The 16,481-nt window shown below is 38.7% G+C and carries 14 protein-coding genes; 5 read left to right on the top strand and 9 right to left on the bottom strand.

The genetic code is table 11. The features are described from left to right. The first annotated feature begins 1 nt into the window (after nt 1). On the top strand, nt 2-1,393 hold the full coding sequence (locus ABD000_RS01850; protein ID WP_343763090.1) for a sugar transferase: 1,392 nt from the start codon (nt 2-4) through the stop codon (nt 1,391-1,393). Nucleotides 1,394-1,520: 127 nt separating this feature from the next. Here the strand turns inward: ABD000_RS01850 and lnt are convergent, their stop codons facing one another. Next, nucleotides 1,521-3,122, bottom strand: a complete 1,602-nt coding sequence (gene lnt, locus ABD000_RS01845; RefSeq protein ID WP_343763086.1) for an apolipoprotein N-acyltransferase — start codon at nt 3,120-3,122, stop codon at nt 1,521-1,523. 72 nt (nt 3,123-3,194) lie between these two features. Next, on the bottom strand, nt 3,195-4,295 hold the full coding sequence (locus ABD000_RS01840; RefSeq protein WP_425545342.1) for a putative type IX sorting system protein PorV2: 1,101 nt from the start codon (nt 4,293-4,295) through the stop codon (nt 3,195-3,197). A 123-nt stretch (nt 4,296-4,418) separates the two neighbouring features. Here ABD000_RS01840 and ABD000_RS01835 point away from each other — a divergent pair, with 123 nt between their 5' ends. Then, nucleotides 4,419-5,168, top strand: coding sequence for a CDP-alcohol phosphatidyltransferase family protein (locus ABD000_RS01835; protein ID WP_343763083.1), 750 nt, complete (start codon nt 4,419-4,421; stop codon nt 5,166-5,168). On the opposite strand, the gene lptB is transcribed toward ABD000_RS01835, so the two are convergent. From lptB to ABD000_RS01815, 4 genes are read right to left on the bottom strand one after another with little or no spacing between them, the layout of a single operon-like run. Then, nucleotides 5,165-5,908 (bottom strand): LPS export ABC transporter ATP-binding protein, encoded by a 744-nt coding sequence (lptB, locus tag ABD000_RS01830; protein ID WP_343763080.1) that lies wholly within the window; start codon nt 5,906-5,908, stop codon nt 5,165-5,167. The two genes, ABD000_RS01835 and lptB, sit on opposite strands and share 4 nt — an antisense overlap. Before the next feature lie 29 nt (nt 5,909-5,937). Further along, on the bottom strand, nt 5,938-6,300 hold the full coding sequence (locus tag ABD000_RS01825) for a carboxymuconolactone decarboxylase family protein (protein ID WP_343763076.1): 363 nt from the start codon (nt 6,298-6,300) through the stop codon (nt 5,938-5,940). 39 nt (nt 6,301-6,339) lie between these two features. Next, nucleotides 6,340-7,170 (bottom strand): twin-arginine translocase subunit TatC, encoded by an 831-nt coding sequence (tatC, locus tag ABD000_RS01820; protein ID WP_343763072.1) that lies wholly within the window; start codon nt 7,168-7,170, stop codon nt 6,340-6,342. Continuing rightward, on the bottom strand, nt 7,170-8,132 hold the full coding sequence (locus ABD000_RS01815) for a KpsF/GutQ family sugar-phosphate isomerase (RefSeq protein ID WP_343763069.1): 963 nt from the start codon (nt 8,130-8,132) through the stop codon (nt 7,170-7,172). The genes tatC and ABD000_RS01815 overlap by 1 nt, the downstream gene beginning before the upstream one ends. Nucleotides 8,133-8,222: 90 nt before the next feature. Here ABD000_RS01815 and recQ point away from each other — a divergent pair, with 90 nt between their 5' ends. Beyond that, nucleotides 8,223-10,415, top strand: coding sequence for a DNA helicase RecQ (gene recQ, locus ABD000_RS01810; protein WP_343763065.1), 2,193 nt, complete (start codon nt 8,223-8,225; stop codon nt 10,413-10,415). Nucleotides 10,416-10,905: 490 nt separating this feature from the next. After that, entirely contained in the window at nt 10,906-11,838 is a 933-nt protein-coding gene (locus ABD000_RS01805) for a peptidylprolyl isomerase (protein ID WP_343763062.1), read from the top strand. A 117-nt stretch (nt 11,839-11,955) separates the two neighbouring features. Here ABD000_RS01805 and ABD000_RS01800 read toward each other — a convergent pair whose 3' ends face one another. Beyond that, nucleotides 11,956-12,939: a DUF1028 domain-containing protein gene (locus tag ABD000_RS01800; protein ID WP_343763057.1), complete on the bottom strand. Its 984-nt coding sequence runs from the start codon at nt 12,937-12,939 to the stop codon at nt 11,956-11,958. Nucleotides 12,940-12,949: 10 nt separating this feature from the next. Then, entirely contained in the window at nt 12,950-13,510 is a 561-nt protein-coding gene (locus ABD000_RS01795) for a thioredoxin family protein (protein WP_343763053.1), read from the bottom strand. Between the two features lie 68 nt (nt 13,511-13,578). Here ABD000_RS01795 and ABD000_RS01790 point away from each other — a divergent pair, with 68 nt between their 5' ends. Then, nucleotides 13,579-13,911, top strand: coding sequence for a tRNA-binding protein (locus ABD000_RS01790; protein ID WP_343763049.1), 333 nt, complete (start codon nt 13,579-13,581; stop codon nt 13,909-13,911). A 2-nt stretch (nt 13,912-13,913) separates the two neighbouring features. On the opposite strand, the gene ABD000_RS01785 is transcribed toward ABD000_RS01790, so the two are convergent. Further along, complete coding sequence (locus tag ABD000_RS01785; protein ID WP_343763045.1) at nt 13,914-16,430, bottom strand: M14 family zinc carboxypeptidase; 2,517 nt, start codon at nt 16,428-16,430, stop codon at nt 13,914-13,916. Nucleotides 16,431-16,481: the final 51 nt, after the last annotated feature.

Raw genomic sequence — 16,481 nt, 5'->3', positions numbered from 1 at the left:
AATGAGTAAAACATCTACCTATCATTTTGAGATTTCAGAGCGCATTGTCTTACTTAGAATTTTCGACATCGTCTTTTCTTTAGGAACTCTTTTTCTTGTAGGGCAGATCTTTGATTTTGGTTATTTTTCAATTCGGGTTGACAGTTGGATTTGGTCAATAGTTTTGGCTATTTACCTAATTATCTTTGCCGAAATTTTTGAGTTGTATAATTTACAAAAGGCTAGTAAATTTTATAAAACCTTTCAAAATATAACGCTTGCCACTTCTATCACGGTTTTATTTTATATTCTAACGCCTTTTTATACTCCGCCATTACCAGAGAATCGCTTACAGATTATTTATTTCTTTCTATCGCTTCTTACTCCTTTGGCATTATGGCGCTACGCGTATGTCAAGTTTGTGGCTATTCAGCGCTTTAATAAGCGTATCCTCATTGTTGGAGATTCATTTGATGTAGACGATATCAAAGAACAGCTTGAAAAAGCAGACCCTAATTTAACATTAGTGGGATATGTAGATACCAATAAAAAAACGGCTAAGCCTAAGGATCACCATTTGATTGAGTTTAATGTATTAGATATTAGAAGATCTATTAATGAATTTGATATCAATGAAGTTGTAGTGACAAGTACACATGATGAAAATATCACTGCAGAGTTATACAGCGAACTTATCTATTTACTGGAAAATGGATTTCCTATCAAAGAGTACACTCAGGTATATGAAGAAATTACACATCGAATTCCGGTGCAGCATGTAGCCAAAGATTTTTATCGTTATTTCCCATTCAGCAGAAGCAATCAAAATAAACTCTATCTCTTTTTCCAGCGCTTATTTGATATTCTTTTTGCCGGTATTGGAGTATTAGTAGGTAGTCTTTTCTTGCCGTTTATATTAGTAGGAAACCTAGTTGGAAATCGTGGACCTCTATTCTATTCTCAAATGCGAGTTGGAAAAAACGGAAAAGTTTTTTACATCCTTAAGTTGCGATCCATGGTCACCAACGCCGAGTCTGGTGGAGCACAATGGGCCCAAAAAAATGATGCTAGAATTACTGTCTTTGGAAAACTACTGAGAAAATCGCGACTTGATGAACTCCCTCAATTCCTAAATATTTTAAAAGGGGATATGAGCCTCATAGGTCCTAGACCAGAGCGACCCGTTTTTGTAAGAGAATTATCGCGTAAAATCCCTTTCTATGAAACGCGTCATGTAATTAATCCGGGTCTTACAGGTTGGGCACAAGTAAATGCAAAATATGCCTCCAGTGAAGAGGATACGTTAGAGAAACTTCAATATGACTTGTATTATATAAAACACCGCAGCTTCTTTTTAGACATTCGTATCATACTTAGGACGTTAAGCACGGTGATCTTCTTTAGAGGACAATAGTTTATTTTCAACTTATGGTCAAAAGTCACATTTTTTTGAATATCGGTCTATTTGATTGGATAGATGAATCCGCTAAAGTTGTTCAAAGATAATAGATACGTAATTTCCCCTTCGGGGATTAGGGGGATCACTTCCGCTTCATTGTGTGCTTTTGCTTAATCATGGTAAATAAAAACAAAAACAACGCTAAAAATCGGGCTATTCTGGGTATATAATCTCCTAAGGTGACGTAAAGTGTTTCCTTATCATTGTAAGTAACTTTACCTTTTAAGGTTCCTTGTTGCTCATAGCCCAAAGAAGTGGTAATCTTTCCGGTTTCATCAATGAGCGCAGATATGCCGGTGTTGGCGCTGCGCACTACAGATCTTCGTGTTTCTATCGCACGTAATCTGGCGTAACTCAAATGTTGTTTATGTCCTTGCGTATTTCCCCACCAGGCATCATTCGTAATTATAGCTAAGACCTGAGCGCCGTTACGAACATACCCGGCCAGATAATCTCCAAAAACAGATTCATAGCATATGATTGGAGCAACTGCTACACCATTAGTCAATGAGAAAATCTCGCGATCTTCTTGAGTGGTCTTCATCATGACCGTTCCTCCCAGATCTAGCATCACATCACCTAAAATTGGTTTTAGTACAGATTGATATGGAAGGTTTTCTACTCCCACAACCAATTTGCTTTTATGGTAAACAGGAGTTTCAATCCTCTGATTATTTAGTAAAAAAGCTGAATTATACGTGTCAACCCATAAGTTTTCACGTACATAGTTGGAGGTGGGAAGTATGGTTTTTTCTGTAGAATGCTTGCGATAGAACTGTACTCCGGCGATATAATTTAGCTTCGGATGAGCCGATAAGAAATTTTTAGCACGTCTCTTTTCGGCAGAAAATTCAAAACGATCTAAATCTATTCCAAAACCTTCGGCGTAAACCGTTTCTGGTGCGACTAAAAGGTCTGTTCCCTGATCAATTTCTTCCGCGGCAAGCGAAAAAAGTAAATCACCAATGCGTTTATTTGTAGTAGTATACTTTTCGGTATATGGATTGATATTAGGCTGCAAGACCACTACATCAATGGTATCTTCACCATGCAAATACCTTTGCAGAACAAACTGAGAAACCCCAATAGGGATCAAAATAAGCAGGCCTGCTTTGAGTATTGCAGGGAAATAGTTGCGCTTTGTACCCTTTTGGAAAGCTAAAACTTCGTAGAATATGACCACATTTATGATCCATACCCATAATGCTCCTCCTGATGCTCCCGTATACTCGTACCATTGAATCCAGCCTGTATATTCAGAAAAGGCGTTGCCCAAATTCAGCCAAGGCCAGGCAAATTCCCATTCAAGGTGAAGGCGTTCAAAAACTAACCATAAGCTGACCAAGAAGATTGTACTCGTCCTAAAATTGGATCGCTTTGCAACCACATGATATAATACGAATACCAACGCCATTAAAAGCGAATTGACCAGCACGGCAAACACCATCCCAAAGACAGTTGAAAAGTATAACCAGTATGTAGCAATTAAATTCCATGTGAAAAAGGAGGTGTAGCCCAAAGCCAAAACTACTGATTTCCTAGGTTTGCTAACCTTAGTTCTATAGTTGTATTCTGCCCATAACAATGGGACAAAAGCAATAAATAACAAACCGGGAAAGCCATAGGTGGGCCAGCCAAGTGCGAGAAGAATTCCTGATACAACAGCCAGTAACCAGTTTTTCATGAACCTTGATCGTGTTTTGAAGTCGAAAATACTGATTTTAAATAGAAGAGAGGCTAACTAACGCTATAAAATTTACTTTCTAAAGGCGCTCCAGTCTAATTTTAATGAAAATACATTTGAATACAACGCGGCACTTTGATCACCAATATCAGTAAATGCATAGTCTACCTGTATACCTGCATATTTAAAACCGACTCCAAATCCAGGCTGAAAACTAATATCGTCTGATCCATCCAGTTGAAGCTCTTCCTGAAAATTCCCTAAACCTGCCCTCAAGAAGATCATGTCAATATAACCGGCTTGAAAGCCTAGTGCCGGTGTCATACTAACGGTAGATGTGGATATTATATCGTTCGTTTCGGCAAAGCGAACATTCAAATCAAGTGCGGTTTGAAATGTAAAATCGTAGCGATAGACAAAAGTTCGCGCAATACCTACTTGAAGTTTTGGGATCGTAATTTCTGTACTTTCTGGGACTTCTTGTTGAGTAGCTTCATCATTTTCATCTACCACGCCGTCATTATTAGAATCACCAATATCGTCAAAAATATCATCGTCTATACTCCAGGTATTTACTGTTGTAGTGATATCTCTAGCCATGACCCCAATATTCCATTTGCCTCTGTCAAACTGAACTCCTGCATCAAAACCAAATCCCCAGGCACTGGCAAAATCTCCTATAACACGTCTAATAACTTTAGCATTTACTCCAAAGCTAAAACCGTCTAGAGGTAATTTTCTGGCATATGATAGGGTAAAGGCCCAATCTGCTGTTGAGAATCGCGGTAACTGATCAAAAGGAGTAATGTTACCACCAGCGTCTATTAAGGCACGCGTATCTAAAATATCATCTACACCAAATCGTATTACACTTAGTCCAACTGCACTATTATTATCTAGCGGCATAGCTCCCGCGAGATAATCATATAAGGCAATGTTCGCAAAATAACTGGCGTGCATAAGCGAGAACTCATAATCCTCAAGATGGACTAAACCAGCTGGATTCCAATATCCTGCATTAACATCCTTAGAGGTGGCCGTAACCGCATTTGCCATTCCAAATGCAGCTGCATCAACGCCAATATTCAAAAATTCATTTGAGTATTTACGCACAGTTTGTGCAGTAATAGCATGGCCTGCCAAAAAAAGAAGTAAAGCGGGTAATATTCTCAATGAGACAATTTTTTGTAAATATCTTACTATTTTACGGTATTATTAACTTGAATGAACCTTAGTTATTGTTTGTTGATGTGCTTTAGTCGCATTAACTTTTATATTTTTACAAAAATCATACCTATGAGCTTAAAAAAACAAATTCCTAACATCATAACCCTGTTAAATTTACTGTGTGGATGTATTGGGGTACTTTTTGCCGTAGAGGGAAATTTGATTATGGCTGCAGTTTTTGTTGGTGGCGGAATTTTCTTTGATTTTTTTGATGGGCTGGCCGCCCGAAAACTGAACGTACAGAGCGAATTAGGATTACAATTAGACTCTCTAGCAGATATGGTAACCTCTGGTTTAGTTCCCGGTATAGCGATGTTTAAATTATTACAAAGATCATTTGGTAATACAGCTGAGGCTTCTTGGGATGGTGGTTTTTTTGAATTTGACTTTCATCCTGTGGCCTTAATAGGATTTGTGATTACGTTAGCCTCGGCATATCGCTTAGCTAATTTTAATGTGGATGACCGTCAAGATACCAGCTTTATAGGGTTGCCTACACCGGCTAATGCATTATTGGTATTGAGCATCCCTATGATCATCACTTACCAACAAAATCCACTAATCACACAGGTTCTTCTCAATCCTTACTTCTTGATTGGATTTAGTGTTCTTAGTGCTTATTTGCTCAATGCAGAGTTGCCGCTTTTTGCCTTGAAATTCAAGGACTGGTCTGTCAAAAAGAATGCTTTGAGGTATAGTTTTATTGCAATTTCGGCAATTTTGTTGGTACTTCTAAAATACTTAGCGTTGCCCGTTATTATGCTGCTCTATATTTTGTTGTCGTTGATTTTTAAAGAGCAAAGTCAGTCAGCTTCTTAATTAAAATCTAATTTCTTTTTTCGAAGTTCGAAATTTTGACCCAGGTATACCTTACGTACCATTTCGTCTGCAGCCAAATCTTCAGGAATACCGTGTTTTAGGATGCTTCCCTCAAACATGAGATAGGTGCGATCTGTAATGGCAAGAGTTTCCTGCACATTATGATCAGTGATTAATATTCCTATATTTTTATTTTTGAGTTGGGCTACAATACGTTGGATATCCTCTACCGCAACTGGATCAACTCCGGCAAAGGGTTCATCTAAGAGAATAAATTTAGGATCTGTAGCAAGTGCGCGAGCAATTTCAGTCCTGCGGCGTTCTCCTCCAGAAAGTAGATCGCCACGATTTGTACGAATATGATTTAAGCCAAATTCATCAATGAGCGATTCCATTTTAGCTTCGCGTTCTTGTTTATTAAGCGAGGTAAGCTCAAGAACACTCATGATATTGTCTTCAATACTCAGCTTCCGAAATACCGACGCTTCTTGTGCAAGATACCCAATCCCGTTTTGTGCGCGTTTGTACATGGGGAAACTGGTAATTTCGGTCTTGTCCAAATAAATTTTTCCGCCGTTAGGCTTAATTAAGCCCACAATCATATAAAAAGAGGTCGTTTTGCCTGCCCCATTAGGTCCCAGCAATCCCACGATTTCTCCTTGATTTACTTCAACAGAGATACCCTTTACCACTTTTCGGCCTTTATAGGATTTGATAAGATTATCTGCGCTTAATTTCATGACCTGTATTTACTGAAAGATAAATATACTCAATTCTCGTGCGTTTGATTGTGTGCCTCTAACTCTTCCCAATATTCAAAGGCTCTGCGTAAATGTGGGATGACGATAGAGCCGCCTATAAGCGTTCCAATACCAAGGGTCTCCATCACTTGTTCTTTACTCACCCCTTCTTTTTGACATCCTTCTAAGTGATACTTCACACAGTCATCACAACGCAATACAGTTGATGCCACAAGGCCTAACAGCTCTTTCGTTTTTTTATCTAGGGCACCTTCTGTAAACGCATTGGTATCAAGGTTAAAAAAGCGTTTGATGAGTTTATTATTTTCGGCTAACAATTTTTCGTTCATTTTAGAACGATAGGCGTTAAATTCTTCTACTGGATTACTCATGGGGATAGTACATTATGTTCAATAATTTGTAAGGGCTGATTAGGATTTTTTTGCTTTAGCTTCTCGTTTACGTTCATTTTTAACGACTCGCTTTGAAATGAAAATACTTACTTCATATAACACAAGAATAGGAATAGCTACTACAATTTGCGTGCCCACATCTGGCGGAGTGATAATAGCAGCTAACACCAGTACAATAACCAGGGCGAACTTGCGGTATTTCTTTAAATCTTCGGGCGTTACCAAACCAACCTTGGTAAGAAAGTAAATGATGATAGGTAGTTCAAAAATTATTCCGGAGGCAAGAACAGATGCTCGCACAAGCCCCACGTAACTGGATAGATCAAATTCATTGAGGACCATGTCACTTACTTGGTAGTTTCCGAAGAAATTAATGGACAAGGGTGTAATGATATAATAGCCAAAGGTCACTCCAATAAAAAATAGGAAAGAAGCGATAAAAATGAATCCACGGGCACTCTTACGCTCCGTGGGATACAACCCCGGCGCTATAAACTTCCATACTTCGTACAAAACATAGGGAAAAGCAATGATAAACCCCGCAGTAATACTGGTCCAGATATGAGCAGAAAACTGCCCAGACATGGTCCTACTTTGTATCGCAAATGGCAAATCCTGAAAACAAAAACTGTCATCTAACCCGATGACATTAGAGAGTCGGCAGAGTAAATCGTATGTTAAAAAGTCAGCTCTTTTGGGGCCAAGTAAAACAGTATCAAAAATAAACTTTTTGGCAATAAACGCACCTGTTGCGGCAATCATTATAGCGCCAACTGCGCGTATCAAATGCCATCTCAACACTTCAAGATGATCCAAAAAGGACATTTCATTTGGAGAAGTAGTGCTCATTAAATAATTCCTTCCTGGATGAGGTTATGTAAGTGGACTACACCAGTATAGTTGCCATCTTTTTGAGCTAATAATTGAGAAATATTGTTTTTTTCTAATGCTTCCATAGCATCTACAGCCATCGCATCATTATCTATTGTTTTAGGATTAGAACCCATAATGTCTTTTGCTTTAAGGGTCGTAAAATCATCAGTCTGAGTAAGCATGCGACGCAAATCACCATCTGTTATAATTCCTACGATTTTATCATCCTCAATCACGGCTGTTACCCCAAGTAAATTTTGGCTAATTTCAACAATGACATCTTTAATGTCAGCATCTGGTGTCACCCTTGGAGTATTATTTTTACGTGTAATATCGCTTACGCGCAAATAAAGCTTTTTCCCTAACGATCCGCCGGGATGGTATTTTGCAAAATCCTTACTTGAAAATCCTCTTAAATGTAACAGGCTTACGGCAAGAGCATCACCTATTACCAATTGAGCTGTGGTGCTCGTGGTGGGAGCAAGATTATTTGGGCAGGCCTCTTTTTCAATCGTAGAATTGAGCACGTAATCCGCCTGTTCTCCCAAAAAGGAAGAGGCATTTCCTGTGATCGCGATTAGTGTATTCTTAAATCCTTTAATAAGCGGAACTAATACTTTAATTTCTGGTGTATTACCACTTTTTGAAATGCAAATCACTACATCATCAGTTAAGATGTTCCCTAAATCACCATGGATAGCATCTGCGGCATGCATAAAAATTGCAGGTGTACCGGTAGAATTTAAGGTAGCTACAATTTTATTCGCAATAATCGCACTTTTACCAATTCCTGTTATCACAACGCGGCCTTTGCTGTGATAGATGGTTTGAACGGCGTCTGCAAAATCCTTGTCTACATATTCTTGCAATTTTGTAATCGCCCTGGCCTCATTGAGAATAGTTTCTTTTGCGACCGCAATAATATCAGATTGTTGCATTAAATTTTAGTTTGAATTTGCAGGAACTATATAATATAGTATCTTTAATAGTCGACAAAGTTAGTCAAAATTGTAATTTACAGAGATCACTTGAGCGAAATAGATTTACATCAGGAATTAAAAAAGTATTTTGGATTTAATGCCTTTAAAGGGCTTCAAGAAGAGGTCATAAAAAGTATACTCTCGGGTCATCACACCTTTGTAATTATGCCAACCGGCGGGGGTAAATCCCTGTGTTATCAGCTACCCGCCTTAATTCAAGAGGGAACGGCAATAGTTGTTTCTCCCTTAATTGCGTTAATGAAAAATCAAGTGGATGCTTTGCGTGGGATCTCCTCAGAACACGGTATAGCACACGTATTAAATTCTTCTCTCACAAAAGCAGAGGTAAAACAAGTCAAACTGGATATTGAGAACGGGATAACAAAATTATTGTACGTTGCCCCAGAATCCCTGACCAAAGAAGAAAATATTGATTTTTTGAAACGGCAAAAAATCTCGTTTCTTGCCATTGACGAAGCGCACTGTATTAGCGAATGGGGACACGATTTTAGACCAGAGTATCGCAATCTGCGTAAAATTATTGAGCGAATAGAAGATGATATTCCTATCATTGGTCTTACCGCGACGGCAACACCAAAGGTGCAAGAAGATATCATCAAAAACTTAGGGATTACAGGTGCTAATGTATTTAAAGCATCTTTTAACCGTCCCAATCTTTATTACGAAGTACGTCCTAAAACAGATAACGTCGATGCCGAAATCATCAAGTTCGTAAAGAAGCACGCAAATAAAAGCGGTATTATCTACTGTTTAAGCCGCAAACGGGTAGAGGCACTTTCTCAAACGCTGGAAGTAAATGGTATCAAAGCTGTTCCTTACCATGCAGGTTTAGATGCTAAAACCAGGATCAAACATCAGGATATGTTCTTGATGGAAGATTGTGATGTGGTTGTAGCAACAATTGCTTTTGGGATGGGAATCGATAAACCTGATGTGCGGTTTGTAATCCATTACGATATCCCTAAAAGTATTGAAAGTTATTATCAAGAAACCGGTAGAGCAGGTCGTGACGGTGGAGAGGGAATTTGTTTGGCTTTCTATTCCTATAAAGATATTGAAAAACTAGAAAAATTTATGAGTGGCAAGCCAGTTGCTGAGCAGGAAATTGGTCATGCACTCTTGCAAGAGATGGTCGCTTACGCGGAAACCTCTATGTCCCGTAGAAAATTTATTCTCCATTATTTTGGGGAGGAATTTGACGACAAAACGGGTGATGGTGCTGATATGGACGACAATATTCAAAATCCTAAGAAGAAACACGAAGCAACTGAAGAGGTCAAATTACTTATTCAAGCTATCAAAGCCACAAAAGAGCTTTACAAATCAAAAGATATTGTCAATACCTTGATAGGGAAGTCCAATGCATTGATCAAATCTCATAAAACAGATCAAAATCCCATCTTTGGAAAAGGAAAAGATAGGGATGCTAATTATTGGATGGCTCTGCTGAGACAAGTTTTGGTGGCTGGCTTACTGCGCAAGGATATTGAAACTTACGGAGTTGTAAAAGTTACTGATGCAGGTGATGCCTTTTTAGACGATCCATTTACATTTATGATGACAGAGGATCATGTATATGATTCTTCTAATCAAGGTGTACTTGTTCAAGAAAAAAGCCAGGGAGGTGGTGCAGACACTAAGTTACTCGGTATGCTTAAAGAATTGGTTAAGAAAGAAGGAAAGAAACACGGTGTACCACCTTACGTGGTGTTTCAGGAGCCCTCTCTTGAAGACATGGCGATAAAATATCCAATGACCGTAGATGAGTTAAGTACCGTTCATGGAGTTGGTGAAGGAAAAGCGAAAAAATACGGAAAACCTTTTATTGATCTTATTAACCGTTACGTTGAAGATAATGACATCGTGCGACCAGATGATTTAATTGTTAAGTCCACAGGAGCAAATAGTAGCCTTAAGCTTTATTTAATTCAAAATGTAGATCGAAAATTACCTCTTCCAGATATTGCTTCCTCAAAGGGTTTGGAGATGCCAGATTTAATCAAGGAGATGGAAGCCATCGTATATAGTGGCACTAAGCTCAACATCTCCTACTGGATTGATGAGATGTTAGACGAGGAGCAACAAGAAGAGATTCATGAATATTTTCTTGAGGCCGAAACCGATAAAATTGAGGATGCGATGGAGGAATTTGATGGAGACTATGATGACGAAGAACTGCGACTTTACCGCATAAAGTTCATCAGTGAAGTCGCTAATTGAGTAGAGAACCTATTTTGCCAGCGGCAAAATAGTGTGAATCACTCATGCCGCCGCAAGGCGGTATCTCAGAGAGCCAAATCTCTGAGGAGATTAGTGCGAAAAATTTGTCTTGAGCCTTCCTGATCGGCAGACAGGCCTGCCGAAAGGCTTATGCTGGCGACTGCGTACCGCCGAAGCCCATGCGAAGGAGTAAGACCATTATCTAAGAGAATCATCCCAAAAAATCTTGAGCTTGTTGAAAGATGGGATCTTATCTAGTAAACCTTAGATTTTGAAAAGAACCACTTTGGCTGAGAGCAAAAGAATGTAGAATCTATCTTGAGCCCGAAATAAAAGGATGACCATTTATAACTATCTTGGATTAGTTAGCACGGATTTGTAATCCGTAAAAATAATATGACATTAATGTAATTTACATAATATCTAACATCTTCGATTTCATTACCTCCATTCAAAAAAGTATCTTTGCCGCTCATTAAAAAATAGAAGCATGCAAGACGGACTTTACGCCAAATTCAACACCTCAAAAGGAGAAATACTAGTACAATTAGAACATGAAAAAACTCCGGGAACAGTGGGTAATTTTGTCGCATTGGCAGAAGGAAATCAAAAAAATACGGCAAAAGAAGAGGGAACACCTTATTATAACGGGCTTAAGTTTCACCGGGTAATTCCTGATTTTATGATTCAGGGAGGATGTCCACAGGGTACCGGAACCGGAAATCCGGGATATCAATTTGATGATGAAATTCATCCTGAGTTAAAACACGATCGCCCGGGGATTCTATCCATGGCCAACGCAGGGCCTGGTACTAATGGGAGTCAGTTTTTCATCACCCACGTGGCTACACCTTGGTTGGACGGAAAGCACACTGTTTTTGGTCACGTAGTTGAAGGTCAGGACGTGGTTGATGCAATAGCGCAGGACGACGAATTGAAATCAGTTGAGATTATTCGTGAAGGCAATAAGGCTGAAAATTTTGAAGCTTTAAAAGCATTTCAATCTATGGATGATGAACGTGAAAAACGCATGGCAGTAGCTAAAGCTGCCTCTGAAGCTGCTTTAGAAAAGCTGGCAGCAGGATTTGATAAAACAGATAGCGGTCTTAGATACAAGATTATCAATAAAGGATCTGGTGCACAGGCAGAAAAAGGTAAAACGGTATCGGTACATTACAAAGGACAATTGACCGATGGAACTGTGTTTGATTCCAGCTACAAACGTAATCAGCCCATTGAGTTTCCTATAGGTGTGGGACAAGTGATTCCCGGATGGGATGAAGGTATCCAGCTTTTGCAAGTAGGGGATAAGGCCAGGATGGTAATCCCATCAGATCTAGCGTATGGAAGTCAAGGTGCTGGCGGAGTAATACCACCTAATGCAACCTTAGTATTCGATGTTGAGTTAATGGAGGTGAAATAAAAAGTTTTACCTTCGATTTTCATCCAAGTAGAATTTAAAGAAAAAGCGAAATCTAAGAAGTAAGGTTCTTACTGTACTTTCTGGATTTCGCTTTATACTTTCATAACATGGTTAGAACTACTTTTTCATAAATCTAATGTGTTCATTTTTACTCTTGTCACTTATTAACTTCAGGAAGTACATCCCACTATTTAAAAAATCTACATTTAAGGATAATCTGTTTTTGGGGGCATTAAATTTTTGTTGTAAAACAATTTTTCCGTTCATATCAAAGATGGTAAAACCATTAAAAACACGTTGACCTGAGTTAACAGACAACTCACTTTGTACGGGATTAGACGAAAGGATTGTTTTTGTAAGTTTATTATCTTCAAGGGATAAAGTTTGGTCGTACGCATCTTGCAGAACATCAATAGGCTCAAATATCTCTGTCGTAATCCAAACGTTTAAATCTAGAGATAAATTACCATAAGAGCTATCCTGATCAGAAGGATCTGCTACGCGTATAAATGCAGAAGCTGAGCTTATCCCAGCGTCCAAACAGCGAACATCAGCACCCGGTCGTTTTGCCCCTTGCATAGCAGCTATTAATTTATCAGCAAGCGTACCATCGGCTGCCAAAAAGGCGGTTTCCATATCAGTCACTACATCTTGAGAGATAAGAATGTTTCCCGCAATCGCATAATTAGGACCGGTAATATGGAGAAACTCTTCAGAGCAGTTCACTCCTGTAAATGCGGCACTTCGTGGATTACTATCGTTCAAATCAACGATATTGTACTGTCTGGTAGAGGGATTCCCCTGCACATCATTAGCAATGAGCCAATCTATGATTTCTTGAGGTGAATCTCCCATTTCCATGCGTGTTCTGGCATTATTTTGATTAGCGGGGATATAAAATGATTGTGTATGTATGGCACCAATGCCTAAAACGATATCACTAATCGCCAGGGCTCCATCTTCTTGCCCTAAACAAGTTGCCCCCGCGCTACCAATTTCACCCGTATCTGGATCGACAGCCACGATAGAGAATGTGTGTTGAGCATGTATAGAGCACGTAATACTTAAAATTGCGATAGTATTGAATAATGTATTTTTCATCATAAAAGTTTTAGTCCTCTTTCCATTTAATATTACATCCAATACTGGGTTTTTGAATGGAGTTTTGAGGTCGGTTATTTAAAATATTGTCAAGGGCTTCTCTAAGGTGTCTTCCGGTGACCGGGATACCATTGCCCGGTCGAGAATCATCTAATTGACCACGATAAACTAGGTTTAAATCAGCATCAAATACATAAAAATCCGGAGTGCACGCAGCGTCATACGATTTTGCAACTTGTTGAGTCTCGTCATATAAATAAGGAAATGTAAAATCGTGATCTTGTGCATTTTTATACATTAATGCGGGATGATCTTCAGGATAATTGAGCACATCATTGCTGGAGATTGCAGCAAATCCAAATCCAATAACGCGATAGTCGTTTGCTAATCGTACTATCTCTTCATTTACATGCTTCACAAAGGGGCAATGATTGCAGATAAACATGAGCACAGTGCCTTTTTCACCTTGAATATCCTTAAGAGAAACCATATGGTTTGTAATCGTATCTAATAAGGTAAACGCAGGGGCCTTAGTGCCTAAAGGGATCATGTTGGATTCTGTTCGTGCCATTTGCTAAAAATATGTGATATTAAATTAGTTGAAATTACGCTAAATTAGTTACACCTAAGATAAACTATATGACAATTACCTGGGCCGATTTTGAAAAAATAGAGATTAGAGTGGGAACTATTATTGCAGTTGAGCAATTTCCCAAAGCACGAAATCCTTCTTTCAAATTAAGCATAGACTTTGGAGAAGAAATTGGTATAAAGAAATCCTCTGCTCAAATTACTGCTCTCTACTCACCTGATGCACTTATAGGTACACAGATTGCTGCGGTAATAAACTTTCCTCCTAAGCAAATTGCCAATTTTATGAGTGAATGTCTTGTACTTGGTGCGGTTCAAGGAAAAGAGGTTACACTGATCACATTAGATAAGCCTTCAAAAAACGGTTTGCGTATTAGTTGACACTACATTTTATCCCCAAAGAAAATAGCGTTCATCAAGAGTTTATTCGTACCGTACCAAAAAGCTCTAAAATTAGTGTTATCTGTAAATAAAATTACCTCACCGCGTCCTTTAGACTGGTGCACAAAAGGTCTGGTCTCTTTTAAAGCTTCAAGATTTATATCGCTTATATAACCACTTAACAATGGGTCTTTAGTGTATTTTATTGGATTCTTATAGCTGGTAGAATCAGATTCGACAAACAAAGTCGTATTTCTAAATAGGGGTAACTCATCATTTTTGTATCCAAAGGCAATAGGATGGGAGCGATCTAAGTTCGTGTTGAAAATAGCGCCACCAATCACTTGAGCACCATTAAAGTTACGTGCTTGTTCGAACGTGACATTTTTAGCAGGATTTTTAGTTTTTTTGGTCGAAATAGACAAAAACTTATTCTTTTTAAACCAATTGGCAACATTTTTATAACCAATCAATGTACCTCCATTTTTAGTCCACGCAGTTAGTTTTTCTACAGCTTTATCATCAAATGGATTCCCCCATGTGGCTGGAATGATCAAATCGGTATATTTGCTCAGATCATAACGACTCATATTTTTCACATCTAATTTCGTAATCATCATGTCATAACGCTGATCAAATAAATGCCAAATTTCTCCGGCATCGTAGGGATTAATGCCGCTACCTACAAACATGGCGACCTTTTGCTTTTTTATAGCTCTAAATTGATTACTTCCAAGGTCGATGCCTTTGGTCAATCCGGTTGATACGGGGTTAAAAGTTACCCCAGATTCTTTACTGATTTCATTTAATTTTTCTGCAAGTTTCTCTGGTGATAATTCTTGATTTTGCACAGGAATGAAAATAGTCCCGTAATCATAATAGCTTCCCTTGAGTTCAAACGGCTGCATTCCCACTTTAGCTCTTAATTTTGCATTTAATACTAAGTTAAGGGCTTTTGGGGTGTAGTACTCATGCCATTCCATAACGTATCCATAATTACTCTTTGTAATGGCTTTCGCCGAAGGTTTTTCTAACGATTCAATCTTAGTTCCCGCATTAGCTAAGGATGCATTTTCAGCATAGTCAAGATTGAAGGCAAGCGGAAAAGTCCATGCTGATATATCGTAAAACAAACTATCCTGAAAAGTGGTTCGTTTTTCAAACATCCCTTTAAGCAATCTGTGTTGGCGTTGATTTTTTGGAACGACGTAACTATAACCGGGGCGATATTTCTTACCATTGAGATCAAACTCTTGTTTTACCTGATGCACATCAATCTTATGGCGTTTCAGGATTTCTGCCAAATGATAGGCCGAAGCAGCATCTTTTTCGTTTCCAAAAACATATGCCCCTTTTTCGGCCGTCTTTCTGGCTTCTATATAAAAATCGCGTTGATAATCCAGGATTTGTTTTCTCATGTTCACCGCGGCTTCAAGTGTTGATAAGGCAGCAGTAAATTGATTTCTTATGGTAAATGGAAAAGTTAGAAGGCCGTTTTCGGTTTCTTGTGCATGACCTCTGGAACTGGCTTGTTCAAACAAGATGCCAATGCTTCCGTTAATATCTGGAAACGTAGAACCTTTACCGTAATAAAAATCATCGAAGCTTTCTTCAGTATAATACAATGAACCTATGTTATCAAGAGCTTTAGCGTGAAAATTTGCAATTTCTTTGGTGAGCTGTTGATTCATTTTAGGGGTGAGAGGATGTGTACGAGATTGGATTCCAGGCTGAAAGAAAAATGTGGCGTTGCTGCCCATTTCATGATGATCAGTCAAAATATTGGGGTACCAATCGTGAAATGTCTTAATTCGCGCTCTTGATTCTGGTAATTGAACCGGAAGCCAGTCGCGATTCATATCAAACCAGTAGTGGTTTGTTCGTCCACCGGGCCAAACTTCACTGTATTCCCGATCTTGAGGATCTGGATTTATATGCTCACTTTTATTTGTATTAGCCCAGTACGCAAAACGCTGTAACCCATCTGGATTAAACGAAGGGTCAAAAAGGATAACGGTATTGTTCAACAAATCATTGATTTTTTCTCCTTGAGCTGCCGCTAAATAGTAGGCTGCGACTAAAGCTGCATTTGACCCGCTTGGTTCATTCCCGTGGATAGAAAAACCCTGATAAACTACTATTGGCATTGATGAGGTAATCGCCCCGTTTGATTCTGGCATAGTTAGGGTTACGTGATCTTTTTTAATTTGATCAATTTTGCTATGATTGTTTGAAGATGTAATAGTTAGTAGAAGAATAGGTCGATCTTCAAAGGTTTCTCCACGGTTTTCTAGGGTAACTCGGTTTGAAGCCTTGGCCAGCGCCTTCATATATTCAACCAGTTTGTCATGTGTTACGTGCCATTCTCCCGGAGTAAACCCTATGATTTCTTGGGGTGTTGGGATGGATGGATCATACATTACATCTTGAGGTAAGTAGTACGAAAGAGAAACGTCATTTTGTGCAAACGTTGCTGAAAAAAAGGCTAAAAGAACAAATAGAGTAAGTGTATTGCGCATGGATCAAATTGATTTGAGAACAAGATATAAAAAATCCCCTTTAGCATGAGC

The sequence above is a fragment of the Gangjinia marincola genome, assembly GCF_039523415.1.
Classification (GTDB): domain Bacteria; phylum Bacteroidota; class Bacteroidia; order Flavobacteriales; family Flavobacteriaceae; genus Gangjinia; species Gangjinia marincola.
This window is presented reverse-complemented; position numbering and strand designations above follow the sequence as displayed.

Coding starts and splice junctions, on each gene's coding strand:
- ABD000_RS01790 (WP_343763049.1), top strand. CDS start 13,579: ATGACAATTACCTGGGCCGATTTTGAAAAAATAGAGATTAGAGTGGGA.
- ABD000_RS01815 (WP_343763069.1), bottom strand. CDS start 8,132: ATGCAACAATCTGATATTATTGCGGTCGCAAAAGAAACTATTCTCAAT.
- ABD000_RS01785 (WP_343763045.1), bottom strand. CDS start 16,430: ATGCGCAATACACTTACTCTATTTGTTCTTTTAGCCTTTTTTTCAGCA.
- ABD000_RS01805 (WP_343763062.1), top strand. CDS start 10,906: ATGCAAGACGGACTTTACGCCAAATTCAACACCTCAAAAGGAGAAATA.
- lptB (WP_343763080.1), bottom strand. CDS start 5,908: ATGAAATTAAGCGCAGATAATCTTATCAAATCCTATAAAGGCCGAAAA.
- ABD000_RS01825 (WP_343763076.1), bottom strand. CDS start 6,300: ATGAGTAATCCAGTAGAAGAATTTAACGCCTATCGTTCTAAAATGAAC.
- lnt (WP_343763086.1), bottom strand. CDS start 3,122: ATGAAAAACTGGTTACTGGCTGTTGTATCAGGAATTCTTCTCGCACTT.
- ABD000_RS01800 (WP_343763057.1), bottom strand. CDS start 12,939: ATGAAAAATACATTATTCAATACTATCGCAATTTTAAGTATTACGTGC.
- tatC (WP_343763072.1), bottom strand. CDS start 7,170: ATGAGCACTACTTCTCCAAATGAAATGTCCTTTTTGGATCATCTTGAA.
- ABD000_RS01850 (WP_343763090.1), top strand. CDS start 2: ATGAGTAAAACATCTACCTATCATTTTGAGATTTCAGAGCGCATTGTC.
- ABD000_RS01795 (WP_343763053.1), bottom strand. CDS start 13,510: ATGGCACGAACAGAATCCAACATGATCCCTTTAGGCACTAAGGCCCCT.
- ABD000_RS01835 (WP_343763083.1), top strand. CDS start 4,419: ATGAGCTTAAAAAAACAAATTCCTAACATCATAACCCTGTTAAATTTA.